This window comes from Rhodocaloribacter sp. (genome assembly GCF_056451265.1).
The window spans coordinates 15,891-40,924 of sequence record NZ_JBWOPL010000018.1 but is presented as its reverse complement, the minus strand read 5'-3'; the positions used below and the strand labels follow the sequence as shown (position 1 = coordinate 40,924).

The window sequence follows — 25,034 nt, the reverse complement described above, 5'->3', positions numbered from 1 at the left end:
CGGATGCAGGAGGTTGCGGTCGCCGGAAGCCGCGAAAAGACTGTTTCTGCGCGTATATTGGATCAGCAACCCTGTTTGATTGCAAGGTCGTGAAAGGGTATATAGCGGGGGCCTTGCCTTACGGGCAATCCTTATTTTTCAAGATCCACATGCCCGGTCGTTCCCGTTCAGGCAGGAGACGAAGTCCACGCCGGTAGGTTATTCCGTACAATGCTCGGAAAGGGATCTCCGATTGGAATTGGAGAGGACTTGTTTTCGAAGCGTGTGGCGGGGATAAAGCGTATGGATGGTTCGGTGGTCGGGAGATCTCGACCTTGCCGTTTCAGGGGCTCAGGGGCTCAGGGGTCTGGCATCCATCCGATGGACGAACCCTATAGATGAAAAGGACGAGGAGGTTGCGATGTTCGGGAAGCGTCATCTCTGGCTTTTGGGCATGATGGGGGGCCTCACGGTGATGGCCGTTCAGGCACAGCCGACGTTCACCGATGTGGCGGCGAGCGCGGGGGTCGAGCGCTTGCATACCGGCCTCGAGCACGACGACATCGGCATCGGCGCCGGCGCGGTCTGGTTCGACTTCGACGCCGACGGCGACCTCGACCTGTACGTGACGCAGCGCACCGGCGCCAACCACCTCTTTCGCAATGACGGCGGCGGGTTCACGGACGTTGCCGCCCTCGTCGGGGCAGAGGATGCCGCTCACGACGGCGCCGGGGCGGCCGCAGCCGATTACGACAACGACGGCGATCTCGACCTCTACCTCGCCAACACCGACGCCGACGTGCTCCTGCAAAACGTCGGCGGCGCCTTCATCGACGTGACCGATGCCGCTTTTCCGGACGCCGCACACCTGAACGCACGCGGCGCCTCGGCCTCGTGGGGCGACTACGACGGCGACGGCTTCCTCGACCTCTTCGTGGCCAACCACATCCACCTCGACGGGCTGCAGCTCGACCGGCAGGATCGCCTCTTTCACAACAACGGCGACGGCTCCTTCACCGACGTCTCCATGCTGCTCGGCATCGGAGAGCTCATCGGCTTCGCCTTCATCGGAGGATGGACCGACTTCGATGATGACGGCGACCTCGATCTCTTGCTCATCAACGACTGCCCCTTCGGCGGCCTTGCCACGCGGCCCACCAAGCTGTTCCGAAACGACGGCGGCATCGACGGGGAAAACTGGCTCTTCACGGAGGTCAGTGCCGAGGTCGGAGCCGATCACTGCCACAACGGCATGGGCCTGGCCGTGGGCGATTATAACGGCGACGCCCGGCTCGACTATTTCTATACGAACATCAGCCAGCCGCTCCTGCTCGCCAACCAGGGCGGCGTGTTCACGGATCAGACGCTGGCCGCCGGCATCGACGCGGCGACGGTGCCCGGCGGCGACGACACCCTCGTGAGCTGGGGCACGAACTTCCTTGACGCCGACCTCGACGGATGGGAAGACCTCTTCTTCGTGGCCGGAACGATCTCGGGCTCGACGGACGAATATCGGCCCCAGCCCGATCGTTTTTACCTGAACAACGGCGACGGCACGTTCACCGACCTCTCCGACGCCGTCGGCCTGGCCGACACGCTGACGGGTCGCTCGCCCGTCTTCGGCGACTACGATCAGGACGGCGATCCGGATCTGTTCGTCGTCAATTACGGCGAGATCACCCGGCTGTGGCGCAATGACTACGACGGGGGCAACCACTGGCTCATCGTCGAACTCGAAGGAACGGCCGGCAACCGGGACGGCATCGGCGCGCGCCTGACGCTCCGCACGCCGGACGGACGCGAGCAGATCCGCGAGACCCGGAGCGGAAGCAGCCTCGGCGGCGGCGACGACCTGGCGGCGTATTTCGGCCTCGGCGCGAACACGACGGTGGACGAGCTGGAGATCCGGTGGCCTTCGGGCATCGTGCAGACCCTCACGGGCGTGAGCGCCGATCAGCGCCTGCGCGTGGTGGAAGAGGGCGTGCGCGTGACGACGACGCCGTCGGTGTGGCCCGTCGAGATCGCCGCCGGTGGAGGGAGCATCGTCTATACCCTCACCCTCGAAAACCATACGGCGACGACGCAAGTCCTCGACGTGTGGATCACGATCAGCGGGCCGGGGGTGAACGTGACGCGCGGCCCGGTTCCGGTGACGCTGGCGGTGAACGGGCGGTGGAGCAAGACCCTGACGCAGACGGTCCCCGGCAGCATACCGGGTGGCTCATACACGCTTAAAGCGCAGGCCGGCGCGTTCCCGATCGCCTCGCAAAGCGATGCGTTTGCCTTCGAGAAGGCGGCGGCCAAGGGCGCCGCTGCGTCCGGCGGCGAGGCATGGGGCGGGCCCTGGGAGGGCCGTCTGCATGCCGGGCCGGAGACGCCGCGCCGATTTCGTCTCGCGGAGAACTATCCCAACCCGTTCAATCCGGAGACGGTGATCGCGTACGAGGTGGGCGTGGACGGGCCGGTTCGTCTGGCGGTGTACGACGTGCTCGGGCGCGAGGTGGCCGTGCTCGTCTCGGGGGTGAAGCCCGCGGGCGCCTACCGGGCGTCGTGGGACGGTCGGGACGCGAGCGGCGCACCGGTTCCGTCCGGGATGTACGTGTACCGGATGGAAGCGCCGGGCTTTGCGCAGACGCGCCCGATGATGCTCGTCAAATAGCTTTTCTGCGATCACGGTGCGGCGGGGGCGCCGTGTCCTTCCCGAAGCGTATCCACCTTTCCGCCCGGGAAAGGCCCGAAGCGCTCCCGCGCTCCACCCGGCCAGACGACCAGTGCCTCCTCGATCTGCTCTGCGCCCGTCAGGCCGAAATGGACGCGTGGGTCGTTCGAAGCCTGATAGCTGTACGCCGTTGCGACGGCGCGCCACTGCGTGCGACCGCCCGTGGTGAGGCGGACCATGGCGCCGATGGCGTCGCGGCCCGAGGCGTCGAGCACGCGGAAGGCGGCCCATCGCCCGCCGTCTCCCGCCCGGTTGCGGAGCAGTCGCACGCGCCCGCCGTTGTTCACCACGGCAACGTCGACGTCGCCGTCGTTGTCATAATCGCCGAAGGCGGCGGCGCGGCTGGTCTCGATGAACGTCTCGGCGGCGCCGCCCGGCGGCCTCACCTCTTCGAAACGTCCGTTGCCCCTGCCCCGGAAGAGCTGATTCGGTTCTCCGAACGGATCGTCGCCGAGAGGGGCCAGGGACTTGCCCACGCGTCCGTTGGCCACGTAGAGATCGAGGAGGCCGTCGAGGTCGAAGTCGGCGAAGCCGACGCCGAAGCCGGTATAGCTGATGCTCGGAGCGGCGAGGCCGGTCCGGATGGTGGCATCCTCGAAGACGCCGCCGTTGTTGAGGTAGAAGGTGTTCGTCTCGTCGCGGAGGTGGGTCATGAACAGGTCGAGGTCGCCGTCGTGGTCGATGTCCACGGCCGTCACGCCCATGCCGGCCTCGGCCATGCCCTGCCGGTTGACGGCGTTTCCGGCGACGAGGGCGCGGTCCTCGAAGGTTCCGTTGCCCCGGTTGATCCAGAGCTGGTTGGGGTTGCCGTCGTTCGTGACGTAGAGGTCGAGGCGTCCGTCGCCGTCGAAGTCGCCCGTGGTCACGCCGAGGCCGTTGCCGCGCACGCGCGCGATGCCGGCGTCGCGGGTGACGTCGGCGAAGGAGCCGTCGCCCTCGTTGTGAAAGAGCGCATCGGTGGCGGGGGCCTGATAGTTGGCGGGCTGGCAATAGTCGCGCTCGTTTCCTCCGGCAAAGCAGGCGATCTCCTGTGCGGGCGACCAGTCCACGTAGTTGACGACGTAGAGGTCGAGGCGTCCGTCGTCGTCATAGTCGAGGAAGGCGGCGCTCGTGCCCCATCCGGGATGCCCGACGCCTGCGGGGTCCGTCACGTCGGTGAACGTGCCGTCGCCGTCGTTTCGGTAGAGGACGTTCGGTCCGACGTTCGTGACGTAGAGGTCGAGGTCGCCGTCGCCGTCATAGTCGCCCACGGCGCAGCCCATGCCGTAGCCTCCGTCGCCCACGCCCGCTTCGTCCGTCACGTCGGTGAAGGCGGCGCCGTCGTTGCGGAAGAGGCGGTTGCCGGGATGCTCGGGCGCGTCGGGGTCGAGTTCGCCGCCCTGCACGAGGTACAGGTCGAGGTCGCCGTCGCCGTCATAGTCGATCCACCCGCCCCCGCCCGACATGATCTCGGGAAACCACAGGCGGGGGTGGAGGGCGCGGATGTGCGTGAAGTCGATCCCGGCCTCGGCGGCGACTTCGTCGAACCACGGCGCTTCGGTTTTTGGGGCGGCGGAGCCGTCGGGTGCGGAGCGGGGTTCGCCCGCACATCCGGTGAGCAAGGCCAGGAGCGCCCCGGCGTACGGCAGAAGGAACGGGCGGCGTATCGTCATGAAGAAAAGGGAGCGCGGATGCTTCGAGCGTATGCGAAGAGGGCGGCGAGAAGGCGGGCGGGGCCTCATGGCGCCTCTTGAAACTGACGGCTCAGCCGGGCGATGATGGGATGATCCGGGGCGAGTTTCCGGGCGCGCGCGAGCCTCGCGCGAGCCTCCTCGGGGCGTCCCTGCACCCACGCGATGCGGGCGAGGCCGACCTCGGCGGGAAACATGCCCGGGTCGAGGCGGAGGGCTTCTCGGTACTGCGTTTCGGCTTCTTCGTATCGTTTGAGACGGAAGAGCAGGTCGCCGGAGAGGGCGTGCGCTTCGGTTTTCGTCGGATCGCGGCGGAGGCATTCCGCCAGCTCGTCGAGCGCCTCGTCCAGCCGTCCGAGCCGGGCCAGCGCCTGTCCCCGCGCGAAGAGCGCCTGCGGGAACGTGGGCGCGCGCGCCAGGGCCGAGTCGGCGAAGGCGAGGGCCTGTTCCGGGCGCCCGGCCTGCATGGCCCACGAGGACAGGTTGAGATACGTCGAGAAGCGGGCGTCGTCGAGGGTGCGGGCGCGTTCGAGGAGCCGGTGGGCTTCGTCCGTCCGTCCCATCCGCAGAAGCGCGACGGCGAGGTTGTTGATGACGTCCACGTTCTCGGGATGGGTCTTGTACGCTTTCGTGAGCAAATCGACGGCTTTCTTCGGGTTTCCCGCATTCAGATATTCTCCGGCCCGTTGCAGCCGCGCCGTGAGGTTGACGGCATAGGCGCGCACGCGGTCGGTGAGCGCATCGGGGAGGTAGGCGCGTCCGGCATCGACGCCGAGGGAACGTTCGCGCGCGGCCTCTTCCGGCCGGTTCATGCGCTGATAGGCCTGGCCGAGGAGATAGTGCGCGGCCCGGTAGTCGGGGGCCATCGCCACGGCTCGTTCGAGCGCCTCCGCCGCTTCGGCGGGTCTGTCCTGCTGAAGAAGCGCGTCGCCGAGGCCGGCGTAGCCGTGCGGCCGCTCCGGCGAGAGCGCGATGACCCGGCGGAACGCCGCCTCGGCTTCAGCGAAGTCGCCGTGTTCGAGCAAGGCTTCTCCCAGCCGTTGCTGTACGGCGGCGTCGTCCGGATACTGCTCGGCGAGCGTCCGGAGCATCGTCAGCGCGCCTTCGAAGTCGCCGGCCTGCCGGGTGGCGATGGCCAGGTGCAGCCGCCACCCCGGGTCGTCCGGCGCCAGCCGCACCGCCTCGGCGTAGCTGTCCCGCGCTTCCTCCCAGAGCAGGTTCGCCTCGTAGACCAGCCCGAGGTCGCCGTGGGCCGAGGCTTCACGCGGGTGCTTCTCGGCCCGCGCCACCTTCGCCGCCACGAGCGCCGCCACGTCCGGATCCAGCGTGCGCTCGGCGGACGGATGCACGACCGGAGGCGAGGCACGGAGCATAGGCCAGAGGGAAAACTTTGTCGCGAGGATGAGGGTCAGGGCCAGGACGAGGAGGGCGAGTTGCTTCTTCTTTAAATACATCAAACCTGCGCTTCGGAGAAAGGGGGGATCGAGGGTTGGAATATACGACAACGCCTTTGCGCCCCCGGGGTTTTGCCGTCCGTTGGGAAGGCGCGCTCACATGTCCCGAAACCGATTCACGAAGCGGCGTGGCGCGATCTCGGCGCTGCGGGAGGGGCGTGGAGCCGCGCGAGGTGGTCGAGCACGTTGCGGAGGGCGTCGAGCTTGACCGGCTTGGACAGATAATATTGCATGCCGGCGGCCAGACATTCTTCGCGCTGGCGATTCATCGCGTTCGCCGTCAGCGCGACGAGGTGGGGCGCGGGGCGATCGCCGTAGCGCTCGCGGATACGCCGGGCTGCCTCGAGGCCGTCCATCTCGGGCATCTGCACGTCTAAGAAGACGACATCGTATGATCGCGTCTCCAGCGCGCGAAGCACTTCGAGGCCGGTCTCGACGAGGTCGGCTTCATAACCGAGCCGGGCGAGCATCCGGAGAGCGACCTTCTGGTTGATGGGGTTGTCTTCGGCAAGCAGGATGCGCAGCGCGCCGGCGGGGACGGCGTCCGGAGGCCGGATGCGGCGAAGTTCGACCGGCGAGGGGGACGAAAGCGCATGCTTGAGCACCTCCCGGAGGCGCGAGAGCTTGACGGGGCGGGGAAGCTTCGGGGCCGCGTGGGGGCCTTCGTCGGAGGCGTCGCCAAGGGGATGGAGCGTCACGACGGGCAGGGCCGGGGAGCAGGCGGCAAAGGCCTCGCGCGCGCCGGGGACCGCGCCCTCGATGAGGGCGGCGGCATAGTCCGGGTCGCCGTCGAGCAGGCGGCGCGCTTCGTCGCTCGTGGCCACGGCGTCGACCGGCATGCCGAGCGCTTCGAGCTGGCGGACGAGGCTCTCCCGCAGTGCGTCGTTCGGCTGGACGAGCAGCACCCGCCGACCGGCAAGGTCGGGGTCCGGGGCTTCGCCCGCGCTCGTCTCGGCCTCTGTCGCCTCGATGGTGAAGGTGAACGTCGAGCCTGCGCCTACGGTGCTTTCCACCCGCATCGCGCCGCCCATGAGGAGGCACAACCGCTGGCTGATGGCGAGACCGAGCCCCGTTCCTCCATACTTCCGCGTCGTCGAGGCATCGAGTTGCGTGAACGACTCGAAGAGCCGTTCCAGATGCGGCTCGGGGATGCCGATGCCCGTATCCCGAACCGAGAAGCTGAGCACGCACCGCCCCGCCGTGCGACGCTCCAGCGCCGCGCGCACGATCACCTCGCCCGTCTCGGTGAACTTCACGGCGTTCGAGAGCAGGTTCACCAGGATTTGCCGCAGGCGCGTCACGTCGCCGATGACGGAGGCGGGCGTTTCGGGTTCGAGGATGTACGCCAGCGCCAGCCCTTTCCCGGAGGCTCGAAACGCCACCACGTCGAGCGCATCTTCGAGCAATGCCCGGACCGAGAAGGGCTGCTTTTCGAGCGTCAACTGATTCGCCTCGATCTTTGAAAAGTCGAGGATGTCGTCGAGCAAGCTGAGCAGGGCGTCGCCGCTTCGGCGGATGATGGTTACGTATTCCCGCTGTTCGGGGTCGAGGTGCGATTGTTCGAGGAGAGAGGTCATGCCGATGACGCCGTTCATCGGGGTGCGCACCTCGTGGCTCATGTTCGCGAGGAAAGACGACTTCAGGCGGGTCATCTCTTCGGCGCGTTCCTTGGCGGCGATGAGCTGGGCCTCGTATGCTTTGCGTTGCGTGATGTCGTGCATGACGAGCAGCCACTGCTCCTGCCCGGTGATCTCGATGCGGTTGGCGCGCACGCCGACGAACACGTCCTGACCGGTGCGGGTGCGCAGGCAGGCTTCGAAGACGGGCGGTTCGGCGTCCGAGGTGTGGTGGAGGACGTCGTCCCACCGGATGTCGTCGGAGAGGTCGTGGAGGTGGAGGGTTCGAAGGACGGCTTCGGGATAGCCGAGCACGCGGCAGGCTTCGGGGTTGGCGGCGAGGATGAGGCGCTCGGCGTCGGCGACGAGGATGATGTCGAGCACGCCCTCATAGATGGAACGGAAGCGTCGGTCCGTCTCGGTGAGCTGCCGGGTGCGCCGGAGCACCTGCCCGCGCATACGGATCACGCCGGCGAGCGCGAGGATGAGCAGGAGCAGGGCCGCATAGGTCATCTGCCGAAAGAGCCGGTTCGGGAGGCCGGAGCGCACGAGGTCGCTCTGGGAGCGGACGAAGAGTTGATACCCTGCGTCGAGCGGTTCCTCCCGGTCGAACTGTGACACGATGCCGGTGACGCGGTAGCGGTCGCCCACCGTGGCGTGCAAAAGGTCGATGTCGTTGCTTCGCTGGCGTTCGGCATAGACCTGAAGGCGCGCGTCGTTGTCCTCGGGGTCCATGAGGGTCAGGTACTGTCCGCCGTTCGAGGCGCGGTCCTTGAGGAGCACGCGGCCCGTCACGGAGACGAGCCTGCCCTCGTAGCGCTCGTCGCGGACCTGTGCGAGGGGCAGCTCCAACGGCGACGGGGTCGGGCCCCGGGCGCGACGGGTGCTGTAATACAGCGGCCGCAGGTGCGTCAGCCCCGCCCGTTGCGCCACGATGCCGGTGACGATGAGGCTGTCGCCTTCCGCTACGGGATGCGGGATCGTGTCGTCGATCACGCCGATGCCGCCCGTGTCGTCCTGAAGGAAAAGCTGGAGGCGGTCCGTATGCAGCACGCCGGAGCCGACGGTGGCGTACCCGGCCACGGTGAGCGTGTCCCCGAGGCGGTCCGGGACGAAGTCGCCGTCGGCGTCTCGCCGGGCCTCGGCGATGGGCACGGGCACGTCGCGGCGCGCCCGCTGGGCGAAGAGCGGATGCGCCGGAAAAACGGCGAGGAGCATCAGGAAAGCTCCTGCGAGACTTCTTTGTGCGCGTCTCAGGGCCACAACGATGGGAGGAGAGTGGTACGACTCCCCTCTGGTATCGTTGATTCCGAGAGATGCTTAATGCGCGGCGCGGCGAAAATGTGGCGGAAAAGGCCCCTTCCGAGCGATCCGAAAAAGGCTTTTCCCCTCGGCAAGATTGTCCGGAGGGGAGATGCCGCTCGGAAACCCGCCCCGTTATTTTTCCTCGGGCATCACCACGCGGATGTGCAGTTCTTCGAGCTGGTGCGGGTCCACGGTGTCGGGCGACTGCACCATGAGTTCCTGGGCGCTCTGGGTTTTGGGGAACGCGATCACCTCGCGCAGTGAGGCGCCGCCGGCAAGGATCATGGCGATGCGGTCGACGCCCAGGGCGATGCCGCCGTGGGGCGGCGCGCCGTAGCGGAAGGCGTCGAGGAGGAAGCCGAACCGTCGCTGGGCCTCCGCTTCGTCGATGCCGAGGAGCCGGAACATCTGGCTTTGCACTTCTCGGCTGTGGATGCGGATCGAGCCGCCGCCGATCTCGAAGCCGTTCAGCACGAGGTCGTACGCCCGGGCCTTCGTCGCGCCGGGGTCGTCGAACATGGCGTCGAGGTCTTCGGGGCGGGGCGCGGTGAAGGGATGGTGCCGGGCCACGTAGCGTTGCTCGTCCTCGTCCCATTCGAGCAGGGGGAAGTCCGTCACCCAGAGGAAGTGCCACGGTCCGTCGTTGCCCTCGGGGATCAGGTCGAGGTCGCGCGCCATATGGAGGCGGAGCGTGCCCATCTGTTCGAAGACCTTCGGTTCGGGGCCGGCGAGCACGAGCACGAGGTCGCCCGGCAGTGCGCCGACGGCCTCGACGGCGGCCTCGACGTACGCCGACGGCAAGACGTGCTCCTTCACCGACGAGAGCACGGGCGCCCCCGGGGCAGGCTCGGAGGGCAGGCGGAAATAGATCAGCCCGCCCGCGCCGATGCGTTTGCGCACGACGTCCTTGTCGAGCCGGTCCATGTAGCCGCGGCCCTTGTCGCCGTAGCCGGGCACGCGGAGCGCGACGATGCGGCCCTCGCGGGCGAGCACGTCGTCGAAGACGCGGAAGCCGGAGCCTTCGAACACGGCGCTGAGGTCGTGGATCTTGAGGCCGAAGCGCGTGTCGGGCTTGTCGGAGCCATACGTGCGGATGGCCTCGTCGTAGGTCATCCGCGGGAAAGGCGTGTTGATCTCGATGCCGCGCGTCGCCTGCCAGATGTCTTTCATCAACCCCTCGATCAACTCGAAGATCATCTCTTCGGTGGCGAAGGTGACCTCGACGTCGATCTGTGTGAACTCGGGCTGGCGGTCGGCGCGGAGGTCTTCGTCACGGAAGCATTTGACGATCTGGAAATAGCGATCGAAGCCGGCCACCATGAGGATCTGTTTGTACGTCTGGGGCGACTGCGGGAGGGCGAAGAATTTGCCGGGATAGAGGCGGCTGGGCACGAGGTAGTCGCGCGCGCCCTCCGGCGTCGATTTCATGAGCACGGGCGTCTCCACCTCGACGAAGGCATGCCGGTCGAAGAAGCGGCGGGTGGCCTGATAGAGGCGGTGCCGGAGCATCAGGTTGTGTTGCAACTCGGGCCGCCGGAGGTCGAGGTAGCGGTACCGCAAGCGCAGGTCTTCGTTGGTGCGCCGGCGTTTCTCTTCGTGCGCCGAGACGGGGAAGGGCGTCGGCTCGGCGGGGTTGAGGATGATGAGTTCATGCACGCGCACCTCCACCTGGCCCGTCGGGAGCTTCGGGTTGACGGTCTCCTCCGAGCGCGGCGCAACGATGCCCCGGACGGAGATGACGAACTCGTTCCGGAGCGTGTTGCCGAGCTCGTGGGCTTCGGGGTCGTCCTGCGGGGAGAAGACGATCTGCGTCAGCCCGTAGCGGTCGCGCAGGTCGATGAAGATGACGCCGCCGAGGTCGCGGCGGGTGTCCACCCAGCCTTTGAGGACGACCTCGCGCCCGACGTGCTCGGGCCGGAGCGCGCCGCAGGTATGGGTGCGGCGGCCGTGGGTGTCCTGGTTGACGGTGGCGTGAGAGCGCGGGTGTAGGGACATAGGAGAGGTTCGGCGAAGAGCGGCCCGCCAGGCGCGACGGGCTCGGGATGCTGAAAAAAAAGGGCCTTTCGGCCCTCACGGTATACCCGTAAATATACGCGCCAAAGGCGACGATGATGGGGGGGCAATCCTGAAAAATTGGTTTAGACGCCGATCTCGGGCTTTTCTGCCCCGGAAATCGTATTATCCACCGCGCTCGAACCCGAGGAAGTATCGGTCCGGGGCCGGCGGTTCCACCTTCAACAGAAACCAAACCAAGAGATCATGGCAAACGTTGATTTCGGTCAGGCGGGGGCGCAGGGGAAGACCTTTTTCGGTCACCCGCGCGGACTGGCTACGCTCTTCTTCACCGAGATGTGGGAGCGTTTCAGCTATTACGGGATGCGCGCGTTGCTCGTCCTGTTCATGACGGCGGCGGCCATCGAAGCCAACCCCGGCCTGGGTTTCTCTACGGGCACGGCCACGGCGATCTACGGGCTCTACACGTTCTTCGTCTACGTGCTTTCGCTGCCCGGCGGGTGGGTGGCGGACAACCTCTGGGGGCAGCGCAAAACCGTTCTCGTGGGCGGCATCATCATCGCGCTCGGCCATTTTACGATGGCGGCTCCACTGGTCGGCCTCCCGGATCAGCCGACGTTTTTCCTCGGCCTCATTTTCATCGTGTTCGGCACGGGGCTGCTGAAGCCGAATGTGTCCACCATCGTCGGGGACATCTATCCCGAGGGCGGGGCGCGGCGCGACGCCGGCTTCTCTATCTTTTACATGGGCATCAACCTCGGCGCGTTCATTGGGCCGCTCATCTGTGGTTTTCTGGGAGAGAAGGTTAACTGGCACATGGGCTTCTCGGCGGCGGGCTTCGGAATGCTTCTCGGCCTGATTCAGTACAAAATGGGCGACAAGTACCTCGGAGAGGCGGGTTACCTGGATACCGAGGACGGCCCCGACGTGGTCGCCCGCAAGACGCGTCGGTTCTTCACGGGCTTTGCGGCGCTGGTGGGGCTCGCCGTCATCTTCGGCTGGATGGTGGCGCAGGGGATCATCCCGCTGACGATCCAACAGATCGCGGGCAGTCTCGGCGTGGTGGTGGTCATCCTGGCGGTGTTGTATTTCGCCTATCTGATTTTCTTCACGCATCACACGAAGCTGGAGAAGAAACGGCTGGTCGTGATCTTCTGGCTCTTCATCCTCGCGGCGGTCTTCTGGAGCGGATTCGAGCAGGCAGGCTCTTCGCTCAACCTGTTCGCCAAGGAACTCACCGACCGTGTGATCTTCGGGTGGGAGGCCCCGGCCAGCTTCCTACAGTCGATCAACCCGATCTTCATCATCCTGCTCGCCCCGGTTTTCGGCAGCCTCTGGGTATGGCTGGCGCGGCGCAACGCGAACCCGTCGATCCCCGTGAAGTTTGCGCTGGGGCTGCTGGGGCTGGCCGCCGGCTTTTTCGTGATCTCGTGGGGCGCGGCGCAGGCGACGCCGGAACACCCGGTCTCGCCCGCCTGGCTCATCGTGACGTACTTTCTGCACACGTGCGGTGAACTGTGCCTGAGTCCCATCGGTCTCTCGTCGATCACGAAGCTGGCGCCGCACGGACGCGTCGGTCAGATGATGGGCGTGTGGTTCATCGCAGCGGCGCTCGGGAACCTGTTCGCCGGACTGATGGCGGGTCAACTGGAGGCGTTGCCGCCGGATGCGCTCTTCTGGAACGTGGCGCTCTTCGTGGGCGCGGCCGGCATCGTGGCGCTCCTCGCCGCGCCGCCGGTGCGCAAGCTCATGGGCAACATCGAGTGACCGCACGTCGCTCCCGGATGTCTCGAAGAAAGCCGCGCCGAAACCGAACGGCGCGGCTTTCTCGTGTCCGGCCGGGGCGGATCGGCGCTAAAACGTCGGGTTGAGGCGGAGCCGGAGCGTCGGCCTGCTTCCGAAGCCGAGGTCGCGGAGGGGCCAGGAGAGCTCCAGGCGCAGGCGCCGGTCGTGGAGGCCGATCCCGAAGCCCGCCGCCGGAACGACGTCGTCGAGGGCGAACGCATCGGTTCCCCGGTCATTGACCCATCCGGCGTCGAAGAGGCCGAAGAGCTGGAGGTCGTCCCACAGGATTTCGTTGAGGGGGGTGCCTTCGTAGAAGGCCAGCTCGAGGTTGGCCAGGAGCATGCGCGTGCCGGGGAAGACGTTTTGCGGATAGGCCCGCATCGAGCCGACGCCGCCGAGGGTGAACGTCTTCTGGACCGGGGCGTCGCCGGTGGTGAGGCCGCCGCGCAGGCGCACGTTCAGGCCGAGGCCGCCGGCGGGCACGTAGGCGCGCACGTCGCCGGTGTACCGGTTGAACGAGAAGTCGCCGCCGAGGCCCTCGCCGATCTCGGCTTCGAGTCGGAAGGCCGCGCCGCTCGGGCGTTTGTCGAGGTCGTGGATGCGCCCGCCCTCGAAGGCGAAGACGAACGAGTTCATGTCGCCCTCCCGGACGGACGGGTTCGCGCGGAAGCCGTCCCTGCCGAAGAGCGACCATGAGGTGCGTTTGTCGAGACTGCGATAGGCGTCCTGCCGAAACCCGGCGCTGAACTGTGCAAAGGGCGTCAGGTGGGCGACGGCGTAGAGCGTCCAGCCCTCCGTCTCGAAGTAGTCGAAGAAGTCCTGGTTGAAGAAGAAGGCGGCGGCCGTGTTTTCGCTCCACGAAGCCTTCCACAGGTCTTGAGTGGCGGTCTGCCGCCGGTACGCGCCGCCGACCTTGACGTCGAACCGGTCGTCGCCGTAGCGCGGGCCGAAGCGCGCCTCCGCGCCGATCTCATAGCGCGCCCGGTCGAGATCGAAGGCATAACCGATCTGCCCGATAATTTTGCCGCGCTCATAGCTGTCCCACGCCAGCGGCCCCCGCCCGAGGCCGAGGACCAGCCCTTCGACGCGGTTGTACCGGACGGCGGGGATGGGGCGGTAGACGCCGTTCTCGGGATAGGGCCACCGGCTCCAGATCTCGCCCACGAAGGCGTACGGGGTGTCCCGGTCGTGCCGATGCCGGTAGGCGACGGCGTAGTCGTCTTCCCTGCCGAAGCGGGCGCGGGGCTCGTCGTGGCTTCGGCGGCGGGTCCTCCGGCGCGCCCGGTCGTCACGGCGCGCATCTCGGGCGCGGCGCTCGCTCAGGGTGAAGCGGTCGCCGTCCGCACGGTGCGCTTCGGCCAGACGGCGCACCGTGCGGACAGCCTCCCGAAGGCTGCGCTCGATGCGTGCGAGCCGGTCGGCGAGGGGGTATTCCTCTTCGTCTTCGAGGTCTCGGCGGAGGTCTCGGACCCGGGTGTGGAGATCTTCGAGCAAGGCGGCGAGGCGTCTCAGGTCGTCGCCGTCGAGGGAAGGCGTCGCGGCCCTGTCGGGCGCGAGGCCGAGCGGGGCGGTGGCCGTCGTCAGGCGATCGCTCATACGGCGAAGCCGCTCGCCGAGGTCGCCGGTCTGGTTCATCGTGATCTCGTGGATGACGGCCATGACCGTCTGGAGGGCCGAGACGACGAGGGTGCGCTCGGAGGCATATCGGTCCGCCGTCGCGGGAGCGGATTCCTGGGCGAGGAGCGGATGCCCGAGCGCGAGCATCATCCATCCGAAAACGCATAGAACACGGGCTGTCCTGGCCATAGTCGTTCGAGAGTTGGGGGGGGATGTCGAGCGGATGAACGGGCCGCGGCCTCGCTCGAAGGAAGTACGCATCCCGGCGAACGATGGTTACAGACGGGGCGCAGCGCCGGGGCGGCTCAGGCGCGCGCGTCCTCGGAGAGCAGGCTGAGCGGCTTCCAGACGGGCGGGGTGAGACGTTCGAGCCGAACCCAGCGGGGACGGGCGACGGGCGGGCGCGGAGGCGCGATGCGGGCGCCGCCGGCCGTTTTCGTTCCCGGCTCCGAGGTTGCCACACGCGCGACGACCCGCGGGAGGGGCGCGGGGAAATACGCCAGGAGCGCTTCGAGCACGTGCCTTCCGGGCAGCGTGCCTTCGATCGGCACGCACTCCCGCACGAGCGTCGTCTTCGTGATCAGGCGCAGCCGAAGCCGCCGGGCGCGGTCGTCGAGGTGGCCGACAAGGCCGAGGGGCACGAGGAAGTCGCGGGCGCTCGGCCGTTCCCGCACGGTGATCTTCAGGAAAGCGGGCGCGCCGTCGGGGGCGAAGACCGTGCCCGAAACGACGCCGACCGGAAGGCCGAGGGCGTCCGTCACGTCATAGCCGTGCACGCCGCGTGGCTCGGGCGAGGTCGGTGCGTCGATGAGGGTCCAGCGAGACATGGCCTGAGGGTGATGAATCCGGTGGGCGGGTGAGCGTGAAGGCAGGGGGTTTCATCACGGGCGGCCTCACCGATAAGGGACGTCGGCTCGCGGTGCGTTTGGGAACGGGCGGAGAAAAGGGGCGCAGGTGTGCGAAGAGGGGCGGGAACTACCCCCGGAGCACGCGCTCGAAGGCGTCGGCGATGCGTTCGATGGCGAAGGTGCGCTCGGCGTAGGCGCGGGCGTTGCGCCCGAGGGTCTCGCGGAGCGCGGCGTCGGCGAGGAGCCTCTCGGCCGCCGCCACGAAGCCCCCGGCATCGTCCGGCGGTGTGACGAACCCGGCCTCGTGCCCCGTCACGATGCGGGCGGCGAGGTTCTCGGGGGGGACGGCCAGGAGCACGGGCCGCGCCGCGCACAGATACGAGAGCACCTTCGAAGGGACGGAAAAGACGCCCGCGTCCGGTTCGAGGAGCGCCACGAGCACGTCCGCCGAGGCAAGCACGTCGGGGAATCGTTCGAAGGGCTGGAAGCCAAGGATGCGGAGGTTGTCGAGTCCGCGTTCCGCCTTCCGCTCGCGCAGCCATTCGGCCCCGAGGCCTTCGGAGACGACCACGAGGCGCACGTCGGGTTCGTCGCGGAAGCGGTGGGCCAGGCGGACGAGAAGCTCCGGGTTGTGCTTCATACCGAGGTTGCCCGAATAGAGGAGGACGCGCCTCCCGGCGAGGTCGTGCGCGCGCGCCCATTCGTTGTCCCGCGCGCGGAGAGGCATCTCGTCGAGGGGAGCCCAGTTTTCGATGACGTGGAGCCGCTCGTCCGGCAGTCCCGCCCGGCGAAGGATCGGGCGGAAGTCTCCGGTGATCATCACCACGGCGTCGCTTCGCCGGAGCAGCGCCCGCTCGCGCCGGACGTAGAAACGCCCGACGACCTCGCCGGCGACCGGGACCTTCTTCCGGAGCAGGCGATGCGTGGCCACGCCGAGGAGATCCTGAAGCCAGAAGACGAACCGGATGTCGCGCGCCCGGCAGGCATCGAGCAGGCGACGCTGGGCGTCGAGCGGCGTATTTCCTGAGAGCACGACGTCGGGCCGGAAGCGCTCGGTCACCGCGACGATGCGGCGGCCGTACTCGTTTTCCTGCCGCCACCGTTTGACGTACGCGTATTTGTCGAGCGGCTCGCGCAGGCGCACGCCGGTGATCTCGAACGTGGCGGGATCGCCGGGGAGGCGGCGCATGGCGCCGTGGGCAGTGTTCGGGAGAGAACCGCAATACGCGTGAAGGACGGTGTGCCCCCGACGGGCGAGCGCCCGGCTGAGTTGCACCTGAAACGGGTGCCCGGCATAGTCGTGGACGAGGATGCGCATGATCGGGGAAGCGTTCCCTTGTTTTTTCGATTCGGTGTGGTGAGCAAATTTTATGGCTCAGGGAAGGAAGGCCGTGATGCCGGGGTAGTGTGCCGTCAGTTGGGCCTCATCAATCACCCCCCACCGCGTCGGTAACGGGTGGTCCGGTCGGTAGAGCGACACTTCCAGCGTGTCCATGATCTCGAAGAGGGAACGTTGTTCGTCACGCGAGAGCTCGTTTTGCCAGGATCGAAGTTGTTCGAGAGGAGACGTCGTCGAGGTATATGCCGAAGCCGGTTTTTTCGTTGAACGAGAGGGGCGGCGAACGACTTTCTTCATTCGGTCAAGATCCGTCAACTCCAGATTCCGGGCCAATGTCGGGAGGACGTGTTCGGGCAGGAGGATCACTTCCTCATAACTGAGATGAAGCCAGCGGGGGCGTTGCGGGAGCAACTGGAGCGGAATCCGGTTTTCCAGTGTCCAGTTCAGAACATGTCGCTGGAGCAAGGTTCCCTTTTTCTCGAGGTCCCTGCAGAAGGAGTATTGTCTTTCGTCCAGGTGGCGAGCGACGAAGGTCTCGTTGCGCAGATAGGCCGATGTCGTCGGAGACCACTGGTTTCGAATAATGGAGCGCGCTGTCGGGATGGGATGGCGCGTCAGGTAAACGATATGCACGTCATAGTGGGTGTCGAACCAGTCGATCAGGCCTTTGGCATCGGTGATCTTCAGGAGGAGCCGGTCTGAAACGAAGTCGAAGGCCGGACGCCAGAACTCCCAGGGAGCGTTCACTTGCAGAGCGCCCGTAAAGAGCAGGTCCAGGTAGCGTTTGACTTGCCGTTCCAATTCGTCATTGAGGTACATGAACTGGCTTTGCTCCGGGATGGGCAGGTAGGCGATCTGAGCCGAAGACGCTGAGAAGAGCGAGAAGGGTTGATTGATGTATTTGAGACCCTTGTTGACGGACAAAACGTCCATGAGCCAGCTGCTTCCTCCACGACGGTGCGCGAGGAGGCAGATGTTTTTTTGGGGTCCCGGGCGATGGTGGTTGAGAAGCCAGAGCGTTTCTTTGAGAGCCTCTTTCCATGTTTTTCGCAGGGAGTCGTACGTTTTCATGTCGCCGGTAAGAGAGGTCAACTCAGAGATTTGCGGGCTATAAAAGTTGGGAGCTGGTTGAGCGCCCGAACCATATGGCGCACGGAAGCCTCCCACGAATGGGCGCGGGCTACGGCAAAAAGAGCGTCGCGGTGGGCGGCGGAAAGCCCGTCATGGCGGATGGCCTCGATGCGCTCGATCCAGGCCTGCGGGTCGTTATGGATGAGGCTGGGATAGATGCAGGCTTCCGCCTGGGGTCGGACCTCTTCCGTGGCCAGGAAAGGCACGCCGTGGGTCAGTGCGCCGAGGAGCTTGAGCTTGGCGCCGGTGGCATACGGGAACGGGAGGATGGCGAACATTGCCTGCTGATAGAGATGCCGCAATTCGTCGTCCGAGACGTCCGGGTGTAGTTGCCAGCCGTGTTCCCGGCAAAGCGTCCGGACCGCCGGGGAGGGGGTGCTGCCGGCCACGATCACTTCGAGGGCGTCTCCGAAGCGGGCGCGGAGCGGCGGCAGATACCGCCGGGCAAAGTGGGTGAGGGCATCCCGGTTCATTCTGACGCCCAGCGAGCCCACGAAGATCAGGCGCAGGCGCTCCGCGTTCGGAGGGAGCGGCGGCGGCGGAGCCGGAGGAAGTTCGACGCCGATGGGCACGATCAGAGACGGGTGGTCGGGATAATAGCGCCCAAATCCGTCACGGTCCTCCTCCGTAACGTGGAGGAAAGTGAAGTCCTGCGCATGTCGCCGAAAGAAGCCATGGAGCCATCGTTCCGAAAAATAGGCGGCCAGTTTTCCGAGCGGGTTGTCGGTCGTCCGGCGCAGGTCCTGAAACCACTTGAACTCGTCGTTGTGCGTGAAAATCAGGTGGCCGCGATCGGCGGGCAGGTCCGGTGTCTCCGCGACGAGCTGCGCCGTGGTGATGTAGCTGCAAAACACCGTCCGATAGGCCGGATCGCGCAGATGGGTGAGAGCTTCCCGGCGGAAGGCGGGCGTCGTGAACTTCTCGAGGTAAAAATGACTCCGCCGCGCGAGCACCTGCAACGCCGCCGCCCGTTTCGAACGCATCTGGTTCTCGAACGACCGACGTGCGACCTCTCGACCCTCCTGATAGCGCACGATCCGGTCGGAGGCCAGGACGTCCACATAGGGCACAAAAGCCGAGAGGGCGCACGCGGTTCGGTCGACGAGGATATTCGCGCCGGTGCGGGGCGGATACACCAGATGAGGGGCCAGGATCAGGCAGGGCGCGGCGGGATCGAACTCGGGTGAGGGCATCAGGCGTTCGGGGACATTGCGGCGTTGCTCGCCACGGGTTCATAGCCCAGTCGTCCAGCCAGCGGCTCGCAACGCTCGGCGATCATCTCCACGTGGCGGGGCGAAATTTTTCGCAAATAGCGCTCGTTGACGTCCGGCTTCAGCGGGTGCCACCGATCTCGGAAGCGGCTGCCGAGCGGGATCACGTGATGCGGCCGGGGGAGCATGTCCTCGTCGAAAGTGAGGTCGAGGAAGTCGCACAGGTCTCGGAGCGACGGCTCGGGGCTTTGGAGGAAATCCTCGAAACGCATCACTTTGAAGTGGCTCACGTGTGGGCCGTCTTCGAGGGCGCAGCCGATGGCGTTGGCCCAGTGCTCGGCGCAGTACGCGACGCGCTCGTCGAGGCTCATCGTGGCGGCGTATCGCTTCATGTCGATGGCTTTGCCCAGCGCCGCCCGGTAACAGGCCGCATAAGGGTTGCGCGTGATCAGGACGAAATACGGCTCCGCGTCGCCCAGCAGTGCCTGGATGAACCGCATCTTCACGGTGAAGACCTGGCTCTTGTCTGTGAACCGCTTGTCCGGGTCGCCCCCGCCGTATTTGTGGAGCGCCTCCCGGATGAGGAACCGCAGCTTCCGCGCGTCCCGTTCGTTGTAGTCCGCCTCCGTCCGCCGGTAGCCCTCGAGCAAGTCGTCGGTGGCGTATGACCAACTGCGCGGGCGGGTCAGGCGCTCGTGGCTCGGCTCGCCCCAGTAGGCGTACCGGGCCATCTTCAGGTTGGGGGAGAGCCGCAACTCCATCACCCGTTGCATCTCGTCGGCGCCCGACCAGTACCGGTGGTCCCCGGAGATCGAAAGCACGTCCGGGTGTCGCCGGATCATGCGCGAGATCAGGGTGAGACCGCCCCCCTGATTGCCGACGAAGAAGATCGGCCGCCGGATCGGAATGTGTTCGTACCGGCTGAAGAAACGGCGCGGATCAAACAGCCAGCGGTTCCGTCGCCAGTGATAGACCATCGTGTTCAGTCCGGAGGAGGGATTAGCCATCGCGTGCGTCGGAGTTACGGAGCCTGTCGGGAAAACTTAAGGGAGGAGCGTCGTGCCGGATTCATTCCTGGAGTCGCGGTCGGCGGTACGGGGCGCGGTGGGTACGTCCATATGACCCAGTAAGGTTTCGAGGAACCGCTCGATCGTGTTTTCCCGGGCGAAGCGCTCGGCTTCTTCCTCGTCGAAGGACAGGGCGTCGGGCCGGGTGAGGGCGAGGACGAGCGCTTCGGCCAGCGCCTTCGGGTTCGTGGTGTCGACGGTCAGGCCGAGGCGACGGCGGCGGATGTGTTCCCCCAGCACGCCGTAAGCACTTCCGACCACCGGGACCCCTTCGGCGGCGGCGCGGACGAGGACGCCGCTCGATCCGACATGCCGAACGTAGGGCAACAGGGCCAGATCCGCGGCCCGGAAGAGGTCCTGGATCTCCGCTTCCGGCACGAACGCATCCCGGAGGATGAGCTGAAGACACGTCGTCTCTCGGAGGTGTCTGATCGCCGCGTAGACCTGTGCGGCCTCGCTTTCGGCCACGGCGCCGGCCAGCACGATGCACATGCGCGCGGCGGCGGTTTCGGGGACGTGCGCGAGGGCGTCGAGGAGGGCGAGGACGCCTTTCCGCTCGTCCAACACGCCGAACATGAGTGCCGTTTTACGTCCCGGCTCCACCCCCAGTGCGGCCCGCACCGTCTCCGGCGCGCGGGCCGGCGCCGTGCGCTCGATGCCGTCCGGGAGCGCCACCGCACGCGCCTTCGGGGCGAACTTCCGGACGTGCGGGACGACGAAGGGGTCGAAGCAAAACAGGTTCAGGAAATGAGGATTCCGAAGCGCGGCGGTGAGCATCACCTTTTTGCGAAAGCCCCGCACCTTCTCTTTCAGATCGGGAGACGCGCCGCCGAGGGTGTGATAGTGAAACGTGGGGCGAAAATAGATCCCGGAGAAGCGCACCGGGAAATCGAAACGAAGGTCGAGGGCGAGGGAAAGCTGTACGTGATCGAAGTACATCAGCAGGCAATGATCCGGGCGGAGGGTGCGGACGTATTGGCGGAGCAGACGCCCGTGTTCCCGGTCGTTGCGGGCAAGCCGAAAAGGTCCCGGCGGGTCGAGGCGGACGGTCTCCCGGATCGGGATCAGCGCGATGTGCTCCGTATGGGCGGCTTCGACGAGTGACGGCAGGGCGGGGTGTTTTTCCAAAAACGATTCGGGCACGACGATGCTGAGGCGTCCGGGCGGCTCGTGCCGGGTCCAGTATTTGACCATCTGTTCGATGTGATGCCCGTGATGCCCGCCCGCATAGAGGTCGAAGAGCATCAGGTGAGGGCCGTCCGGGGCCGGGGTGTGAGGGTCCATGCGGAGCGAGAGGTCAGGGTCAGTGCGGGGAGGCCGGGCGAAGGCGTCGGAAGTAGCGCGTGAGCAGGGCGGAGAGGATCAGGACTTCGGAGGCGAGGAGGACATAGCAAAGCGCGAAAGCGGCATAGTGAGGGATCAACAGGAAGTTGGCGACGAGACTGAGGAGCGAGATGATCCCGAGCGTCGCGGCCAGGTAGCGTTGTTCGTCGGTCGCCATCATGACCACCGAGAGCAGCCCGTTGAGGCTCATCAGCGGGTAGGCCCACGCCATGATGCCGAGCAGGTCGGCGGAGGGCGCGAACTCCGGACGGCCGCCGCTCAGCAACCGGATCACCGGCTCGCTGAAGACGGCGAGAGGGACCGCGATGGCCAGCGCGGCGAGGAATGCGCCGCCGGTGCTCAGCCGGACCAGCCGCCTGAAGTCCCTCGTCTGGCGCTCTTTGAAAAGACGCGAGAGGCGGGGGAGGACGGCGGCCGACACGATGGCCGGGAGCATGACGAGCGCTTCGAGGATGCGGAAGGCCGCGCTGAACTGCCCGACGGCGGCCTCGCCCTGCATTGCTTCGAGCAGCACCGGTCCGATGCGGACGTAGAAGACGACGAACAGCCCGAAGAGGCCGAGCGGTAGCGCCGCCCTGAGTTTGGTCTTGAGGAAGGAGAGGGAGAGCAGTCCGGAACGGAACGGGGCAAAGCGCCGGTGCACCCAGCTGACATTCCACGCAAGCGCCAGCATCATCCCGCCCGCCAGGCCGAAGAGGGCGCCCTGAGGCGTGCCGGAAATCAGGAGCAACGCCATGCCGCCGCCGATCACCAGCACTTTCTCTAAGATGAGTGACAGGGCCTCGAAGCGGAGCACCTCGAAGGCGCGGTAGAAAGTCCGGCAATAGCTCACGGTGATGAGGCCCGTCGTGTAGAGTCCGGCGGCGGCCAGCGCCGGCAGCTTCGGCGAAGGCATGGCGGTCAGGAACCCGATCAGGACGACGAGGCCGAGCAGGATCAGCCCGACGCCGAGGCGGAACGCCAGCAGGTTCGAGAAAAAGGCTGACGCCTGCGCCCGGTCGCGCGCCACCTCCCGGATGGAATAGGTGGTCGTCCCCAGGTCGCTGAACGCCGCCGCGATGGTCATCGTGTAGAGCGCCCAGTTCATCACGCCGTAGCCGTCGTCGCCGAGAATGGTGATGCAGTAGTGTGTGATGAAGACGAACCAGAGCGGCTTGACCGCCGCGCTCCCGATACCGAGCCATGTGATGTTGCGCAGGATGCCGGCCCGGTCAGGGGGGCGAATCCGGGAGGGAGAATCCGGGGCAGACATGGCGAGGCCTTCAGAGACTGGAAGCGGCGGAATCATTCTTGACGCGCCGGTAGACGCCTCCGGCCAATCCCATCAACAACGCCATGATAAAGGGCGGATCGTTTTGATGGAAGGGGTTGGAGGTGTTGGCCACGAGCGGAAGGGCGAGCAGACAGACGGCGGCTGCCAGCGCGCCCAGGTGCATCAGCCGGGGCGTGACGGTGCTTCGGAACGCCTGCACGCCGCGCCAGGCCATTTTCAGCCAGAAGAAAAGCACCGTAAGCAGTCCGAAGAGCCCAAATTTGAACCAGAGGTAGACATAGCCATTGTGCGCGAACGTGCCGTCGGTGGTGTGGTGGGTCGTGATGTTGAAGAAATGGAAGGAGCCGCCGAGGCCATAGCCCAGGATGGGGTTTTGCTTGATCCGTTCCCACACGGCCCCCGATTCGAGGAACCGGTTGAGCAGCGAGATGTCCTTCGTCGTTGCCGACTGGAGGGTGGCCAGACGCTCGACCAGGCCGGAGAGCACGAGAAACATGGTCTCGCGGAGGAAGAGGAAGCCGATCGTGAAGAGGAGGGCGGCGCCCAGAAAGGCCATGGCCAGCATCCGCTTCTTCTGAGGCGTCTTCACCAGCGCGAAGAGGAACAGCGCCGCCAGGGCGAACGTGATCCAGTATCCCCGGCTCTGGGTCAGGATCAGTCCCCCGAAGAAGAGCGCGAAGAGCGGCAACAGGAGCAGCGCCGCACGCCATCGCCGCGCGAAGACGATCAGCGTCAGCGTGAACGTGGAGCCGATCATCAGGAGGATGTCGTTCGTGGCCACCCGCCCCTTCTCTACCTGCCAGACCTGCGTGGCCGAGAGCAGGATCGCCTGGTAGTTGATGAAGTTGCGCATGGCGACGAAGAAGGCGATCCACAGGATGATGCCGAGGATCAGGACCGGTCCTTTGCGATAGCGGATACAGGCTTCCCGGACCGGAAAGTAAAAGGCGAGCATGGAGAGGGAAACCCACTCGCTGATGATGGCGCCGGGCTTGTTGCCGAAGAGGAGCAGTCCCGTCACGCCGGCAAGGGTCATCAGTGCGAGGAAGAGCACGAGCGCCTTTTCCTCCGCAGTCTCCACGAGCCGTTCCCGGTAGAGGAAGAGGCGGGTGAAGTACCAGTGGCCCAGAAAGGCAAGGTAGTAGATTCCGTAGAGTGCCTCTTCGGGTTGGATACCTTCCTCGTAGCCTACGATGAGCACGAAGGAGGCCAGCACTACGCACAGGTTGAGCAGCGGATGCCGGAAGAGGTACCACGCGCCCAGGCCGCCGAGGAGCAGGATCGGGAAGAAGGGCAGCGCCTCCGGGGCGGCCCAGGTCAGGAACGCCAGGATCAGGAGTCCGAAGCCGAAACCGGCCCGGATGAGCGTGCGGCCCCACGCGCCGAGTGTCTCCGGTGTCAGCGCGAGCGTCTTCATGCGGAGGGGGCGCCGTGGGCGGCGGCGTCACCGTCGGCGGCGGCTTCGTGCAGGCGGCGGGCGAAGACGGCGTGGTTCCGTTGCCACCACTCATAGGTCAGGACGAAGATCACGGCGAGCAGGAAGGCCGACAGCGTGGCCGCGATGCAGATGATCGAACGCTTCGGTTTGTCTTTCTCCACCGGCGGCACGGCGGGGTCGAGCACCTGCACGGCCTCCTTGTCGCGCTCCTCCTCGAAGCGGGCCTGCTCCAGCATCGGCGCGATGAGTTCGAGCGTGCGTTCCTGGATGGTGCGCTCCAGCGTCAGCTCGGCGTATCGCCGGACGGCGGCGGGCACCTCGTCCTGCGCGATGGGCAGGACGCGCTCCCGGCCGTCGAGCGCCTGCTGGTATTTCCGCTCGGCGGCCTCGACGAGCGCGCGGAGGTTCCGGACCTGCGGGTTCTGCGGCCCGAGGGTCGAGCGCAGGGCCTCATACTGGATCTCCAACTGAAGGGCATTCACGCGAAGCTGGGCGACCTGCTCGAAATAGGCGGTCGTCTGCGCTTCGAGATCGAAGACGCCGTAGTGCTCCTGAAAAGCCTGAAGTGAATCGAGGAGGGCCGCCCGCGCCTGCTCGGACTCCAGATAACGTTGCTGCACGTACCGCCGGAAGTTGCCCGCCGTCTCCGAGGAAAGCTTTCCGTTGATCTCGTTGAGCCGGGCCACGAAGAAGTTCGCCATGTCGGCGGCGCGCTGCGGGTCCTTGTCGTAGACCTCTACCGAGAGGAACTCGTACTCGTCGTCGATCAGAAACTCGGCGTTGTCGGCGAGGGCTTCGATGGCGTCTTCACGCGGGGTGTCGCTGTCCTCATACTCATAGACGTGCACGAGGTCGAACGCATCGACCACGCTTTCGAGCATGGTGCGGCTGCTGAGGATGGCCAGGTAGCGCGTGTAGTCCCCGCCGCCGCCGAGGATGGATTGCGCGGCGGAGGAGAGGTCGCCGAGGAGCGCCGAGGCCAGCCCGCCGGAGGCGCCCTCGGGCAAGAGGAGCCGGGTCGAGCCTTTGTACCAGTTCGGCAGCAAGAGCGAGATCACCACCGAAAGGACGGCGACGACGCCCGTCACGCCGGCGATAAAACGGCGGCGGCGATAGAGCGTCCCGAGGGTCGACCACAGGTTTTGCTCCGCGCGCGCCTCGCGGGCCGGGTCCGGCGGATGAATCAACTCGTCGAAAGTATCGCTCGTGGGGGGGAGACTCATGG

16 protein-coding genes are annotated in these 25,034 nt (G+C 66.4%); 2 read left to right on the top strand and 14 right to left on the bottom strand.

Annotated features, from left to right (window positions below):
• Positions 1 to 400: 400 nt before the first annotated feature.
• The gene (locus AC1HIY_RS01895) at positions 401 to 2,638 is read left to right on the top strand and encodes an FG-GAP-like repeat-containing protein (protein ID WP_479575007.1); all 2,238 of its coding nucleotides are present in this window, start codon (positions 401 to 403) and stop codon (positions 2,636 to 2,638) included.
• Positions 2,639 to 2,649: 11 nt separating this feature from the next.
• Here AC1HIY_RS01895 and AC1HIY_RS01890 read toward each other — a convergent pair whose 3' ends face one another.
• The 4 genes from AC1HIY_RS01890 to aspS all read right to left on the bottom strand — a co-directional run bounded on the left by AC1HIY_RS01890 (position 2,650) and on the right by aspS (position 10,738).
• The gene (locus tag AC1HIY_RS01890; protein ID WP_479575006.1) at positions 2,650 to 4,350 is read right to left on the bottom strand and encodes a CRTAC1 family protein; all 1,701 of its coding nucleotides are present in this window, start codon (positions 4,348 to 4,350) and stop codon (positions 2,650 to 2,652) included.
• A 65-nt stretch (positions 4,351 to 4,415) separates the two neighbouring features.
• Positions 4,416 to 5,822, bottom strand: a complete 1,407-nt coding sequence (locus AC1HIY_RS01885; protein ID WP_479575005.1) for a tetratricopeptide repeat protein — start codon at positions 5,820 to 5,822, stop codon at positions 4,416 to 4,418.
• A gap of 116 nt (positions 5,823 to 5,938) precedes the next feature.
• Positions 5,939 to 8,656, bottom strand: coding sequence for an ATP-binding protein (locus tag AC1HIY_RS01880; RefSeq protein WP_479575004.1), 2,718 nt, complete (start codon positions 8,654 to 8,656; stop codon positions 5,939 to 5,941).
• A 219-nt stretch (positions 8,657 to 8,875) separates the two neighbouring features.
• Positions 8,876 to 10,738, bottom strand: coding sequence for an aspartate--tRNA ligase (gene aspS / locus AC1HIY_RS01875; RefSeq protein ID WP_479575003.1), 1,863 nt, complete (start codon positions 10,736 to 10,738; stop codon positions 8,876 to 8,878).
• 264 nt (positions 10,739 to 11,002) lie between these two features.
• Between aspS and AC1HIY_RS01870 the strand changes: the two genes are divergently transcribed.
• Positions 11,003 to 12,523 carry a peptide MFS transporter gene (locus AC1HIY_RS01870; protein WP_479575002.1) on the top strand — a complete coding sequence of 507 codons (1,521 nt, stop codon included), beginning with the start codon at positions 11,003 to 11,005 and terminating at the stop codon, positions 12,521 to 12,523.
• An 87-nt stretch (positions 12,524 to 12,610) separates the two neighbouring features.
• On the opposite strand, the gene AC1HIY_RS01865 is transcribed toward AC1HIY_RS01870, so the two are convergent.
• The 10 genes from AC1HIY_RS01865 to AC1HIY_RS01820 all read right to left on the bottom strand — a co-directional run bounded on the left by AC1HIY_RS01865 (position 12,611) and on the right by AC1HIY_RS01820 (position 25,032).
• Positions 12,611 to 14,347: a BamA/TamA family outer membrane protein gene (locus AC1HIY_RS01865; RefSeq protein WP_479575001.1), complete on the bottom strand. Its 1,737-nt coding sequence runs from the start codon at positions 14,345 to 14,347 to the stop codon at positions 12,611 to 12,613.
• Between the two features lie 116 nt (positions 14,348 to 14,463).
• Positions 14,464 to 14,985, bottom strand: a complete 522-nt coding sequence (locus AC1HIY_RS01860; RefSeq protein ID WP_479575000.1) for a hypothetical protein — start codon at positions 14,983 to 14,985, stop codon at positions 14,464 to 14,466.
• Positions 14,986 to 15,133: 148 nt separating this feature from the next.
• Positions 15,134 to 16,324, bottom strand: a complete 1,191-nt coding sequence (locus tag AC1HIY_RS01855) for a glycosyltransferase family 4 protein (protein WP_479574999.1) — start codon at positions 16,322 to 16,324, stop codon at positions 15,134 to 15,136.
• A 57-nt stretch (positions 16,325 to 16,381) separates the two neighbouring features.
• Positions 16,382 to 17,416, bottom strand: coding sequence for a hypothetical protein (locus AC1HIY_RS01850; RefSeq protein WP_479574998.1), 1,035 nt, complete (start codon positions 17,414 to 17,416; stop codon positions 16,382 to 16,384).
• A gap of 17 nt (positions 17,417 to 17,433) precedes the next feature.
• Positions 17,434 to 18,669, bottom strand: a complete 1,236-nt coding sequence (locus AC1HIY_RS01845) for a glycosyltransferase (protein ID WP_479574997.1) — start codon at positions 18,667 to 18,669, stop codon at positions 17,434 to 17,436.
• Positions 18,669 to 19,694, bottom strand: a complete 1,026-nt coding sequence (locus AC1HIY_RS01840; RefSeq protein ID WP_479574996.1) for a sulfotransferase — start codon at positions 19,692 to 19,694, stop codon at positions 18,669 to 18,671. Before AC1HIY_RS01840 ends, AC1HIY_RS01845 begins: the two co-directional genes overlap by 1 nt.
• A gap of 36 nt (positions 19,695 to 19,730) precedes the next feature.
• A complete protein-coding gene (locus AC1HIY_RS01835) occupies positions 19,731 to 21,038 on the bottom strand; it encodes a glycosyltransferase (RefSeq protein ID WP_479574995.1) in 1,308 nt (435 codons plus the stop codon).
• Between the two features lie 19 nt (positions 21,039 to 21,057).
• Positions 21,058 to 22,350 (bottom strand): flippase, encoded by a 1,293-nt coding sequence (locus tag AC1HIY_RS01830; RefSeq protein ID WP_479574994.1) that lies wholly within the window; start codon positions 22,348 to 22,350, stop codon positions 21,058 to 21,060.
• Between the two features lie 10 nt (positions 22,351 to 22,360).
• Positions 22,361 to 23,788, bottom strand: coding sequence for an O-antigen ligase family protein (locus tag AC1HIY_RS01825; protein WP_479574993.1), 1,428 nt, complete (start codon positions 23,786 to 23,788; stop codon positions 22,361 to 22,363).
• Positions 23,785 to 25,032 (bottom strand): GumC family protein, encoded by a 1,248-nt coding sequence (locus tag AC1HIY_RS01820; RefSeq protein WP_479574992.1) that lies wholly within the window; start codon positions 25,030 to 25,032, stop codon positions 23,785 to 23,787. The genes AC1HIY_RS01825 and AC1HIY_RS01820 overlap by 4 nt, the downstream gene beginning before the upstream one ends.
• Between the last annotated feature and the right edge of the window lie 2 nt (positions 25,033 to 25,034).

Coding starts and splice junctions, on each gene's coding strand:
- AC1HIY_RS01870 (WP_479575002.1), top strand. CDS start 11,003: ATGGCAAACGTTGATTTCGGTCAGGCGGGGGCGCAGGGGAAGACCTTT.
- AC1HIY_RS01840 (WP_479574996.1), bottom strand. CDS start 19,694: ATGGCTAATCCCTCCTCCGGACTGAACACGATGGTCTATCACTGGCGA.
- AC1HIY_RS01820 (WP_479574992.1), bottom strand. CDS start 25,032: ATGAGTCTCCCCCCCACGAGCGATACTTTCGACGAGTTGATTCATCCG.
- AC1HIY_RS01880 (WP_479575004.1), bottom strand. CDS start 8,656: ATGCTCCTCGCCGTTTTTCCGGCGCATCCGCTCTTCGCCCAGCGGGCG.
- AC1HIY_RS01835 (WP_479574995.1), bottom strand. CDS start 21,038: ATGGACCCTCACACCCCGGCCCCGGACGGCCCTCACCTGATGCTCTTC.
- aspS (WP_479575003.1), bottom strand. CDS start 10,738: ATGTCCCTACACCCGCGCTCTCACGCCACCGTCAACCAGGACACCCAC.
- AC1HIY_RS01855 (WP_479574999.1), bottom strand. CDS start 16,324: ATGCGCATCCTCGTCCACGACTATGCCGGGCACCCGTTTCAGGTGCAA.
- AC1HIY_RS01850 (WP_479574998.1), bottom strand. CDS start 17,416: ATGAAAACGTACGACTCCCTGCGAAAAACATGGAAAGAGGCTCTCAAA.
- AC1HIY_RS01895 (WP_479575007.1), top strand. CDS start 401: ATGTTCGGGAAGCGTCATCTCTGGCTTTTGGGCATGATGGGGGGCCTC.
- AC1HIY_RS01830 (WP_479574994.1), bottom strand. CDS start 22,350: ATGTCTGCCCCGGATTCTCCCTCCCGGATTCGCCCCCCTGACCGGGCC.
- AC1HIY_RS01865 (WP_479575001.1), bottom strand. CDS start 14,347: ATGGCCAGGACAGCCCGTGTTCTATGCGTTTTCGGATGGATGATGCTC.
- AC1HIY_RS01825 (WP_479574993.1), bottom strand. CDS start 23,788: ATGAAGACGCTCGCGCTGACACCGGAGACACTCGGCGCGTGGGGCCGC.
- AC1HIY_RS01885 (WP_479575005.1), bottom strand. CDS start 5,822: ATGTATTTAAAGAAGAAGCAACTCGCCCTCCTCGTCCTGGCCCTGACC.
- AC1HIY_RS01890 (WP_479575006.1), bottom strand. CDS start 4,350: ATGACGATACGCCGCCCGTTCCTTCTGCCGTACGCCGGGGCGCTCCTG.
- AC1HIY_RS01845 (WP_479574997.1), bottom strand. CDS start 18,669: ATGCCCTCACCCGAGTTCGATCCCGCCGCGCCCTGCCTGATCCTGGCC.
- AC1HIY_RS01860 (WP_479575000.1), bottom strand. CDS start 14,985: ATGTCTCGCTGGACCCTCATCGACGCACCGACCTCGCCCGAGCCACGC.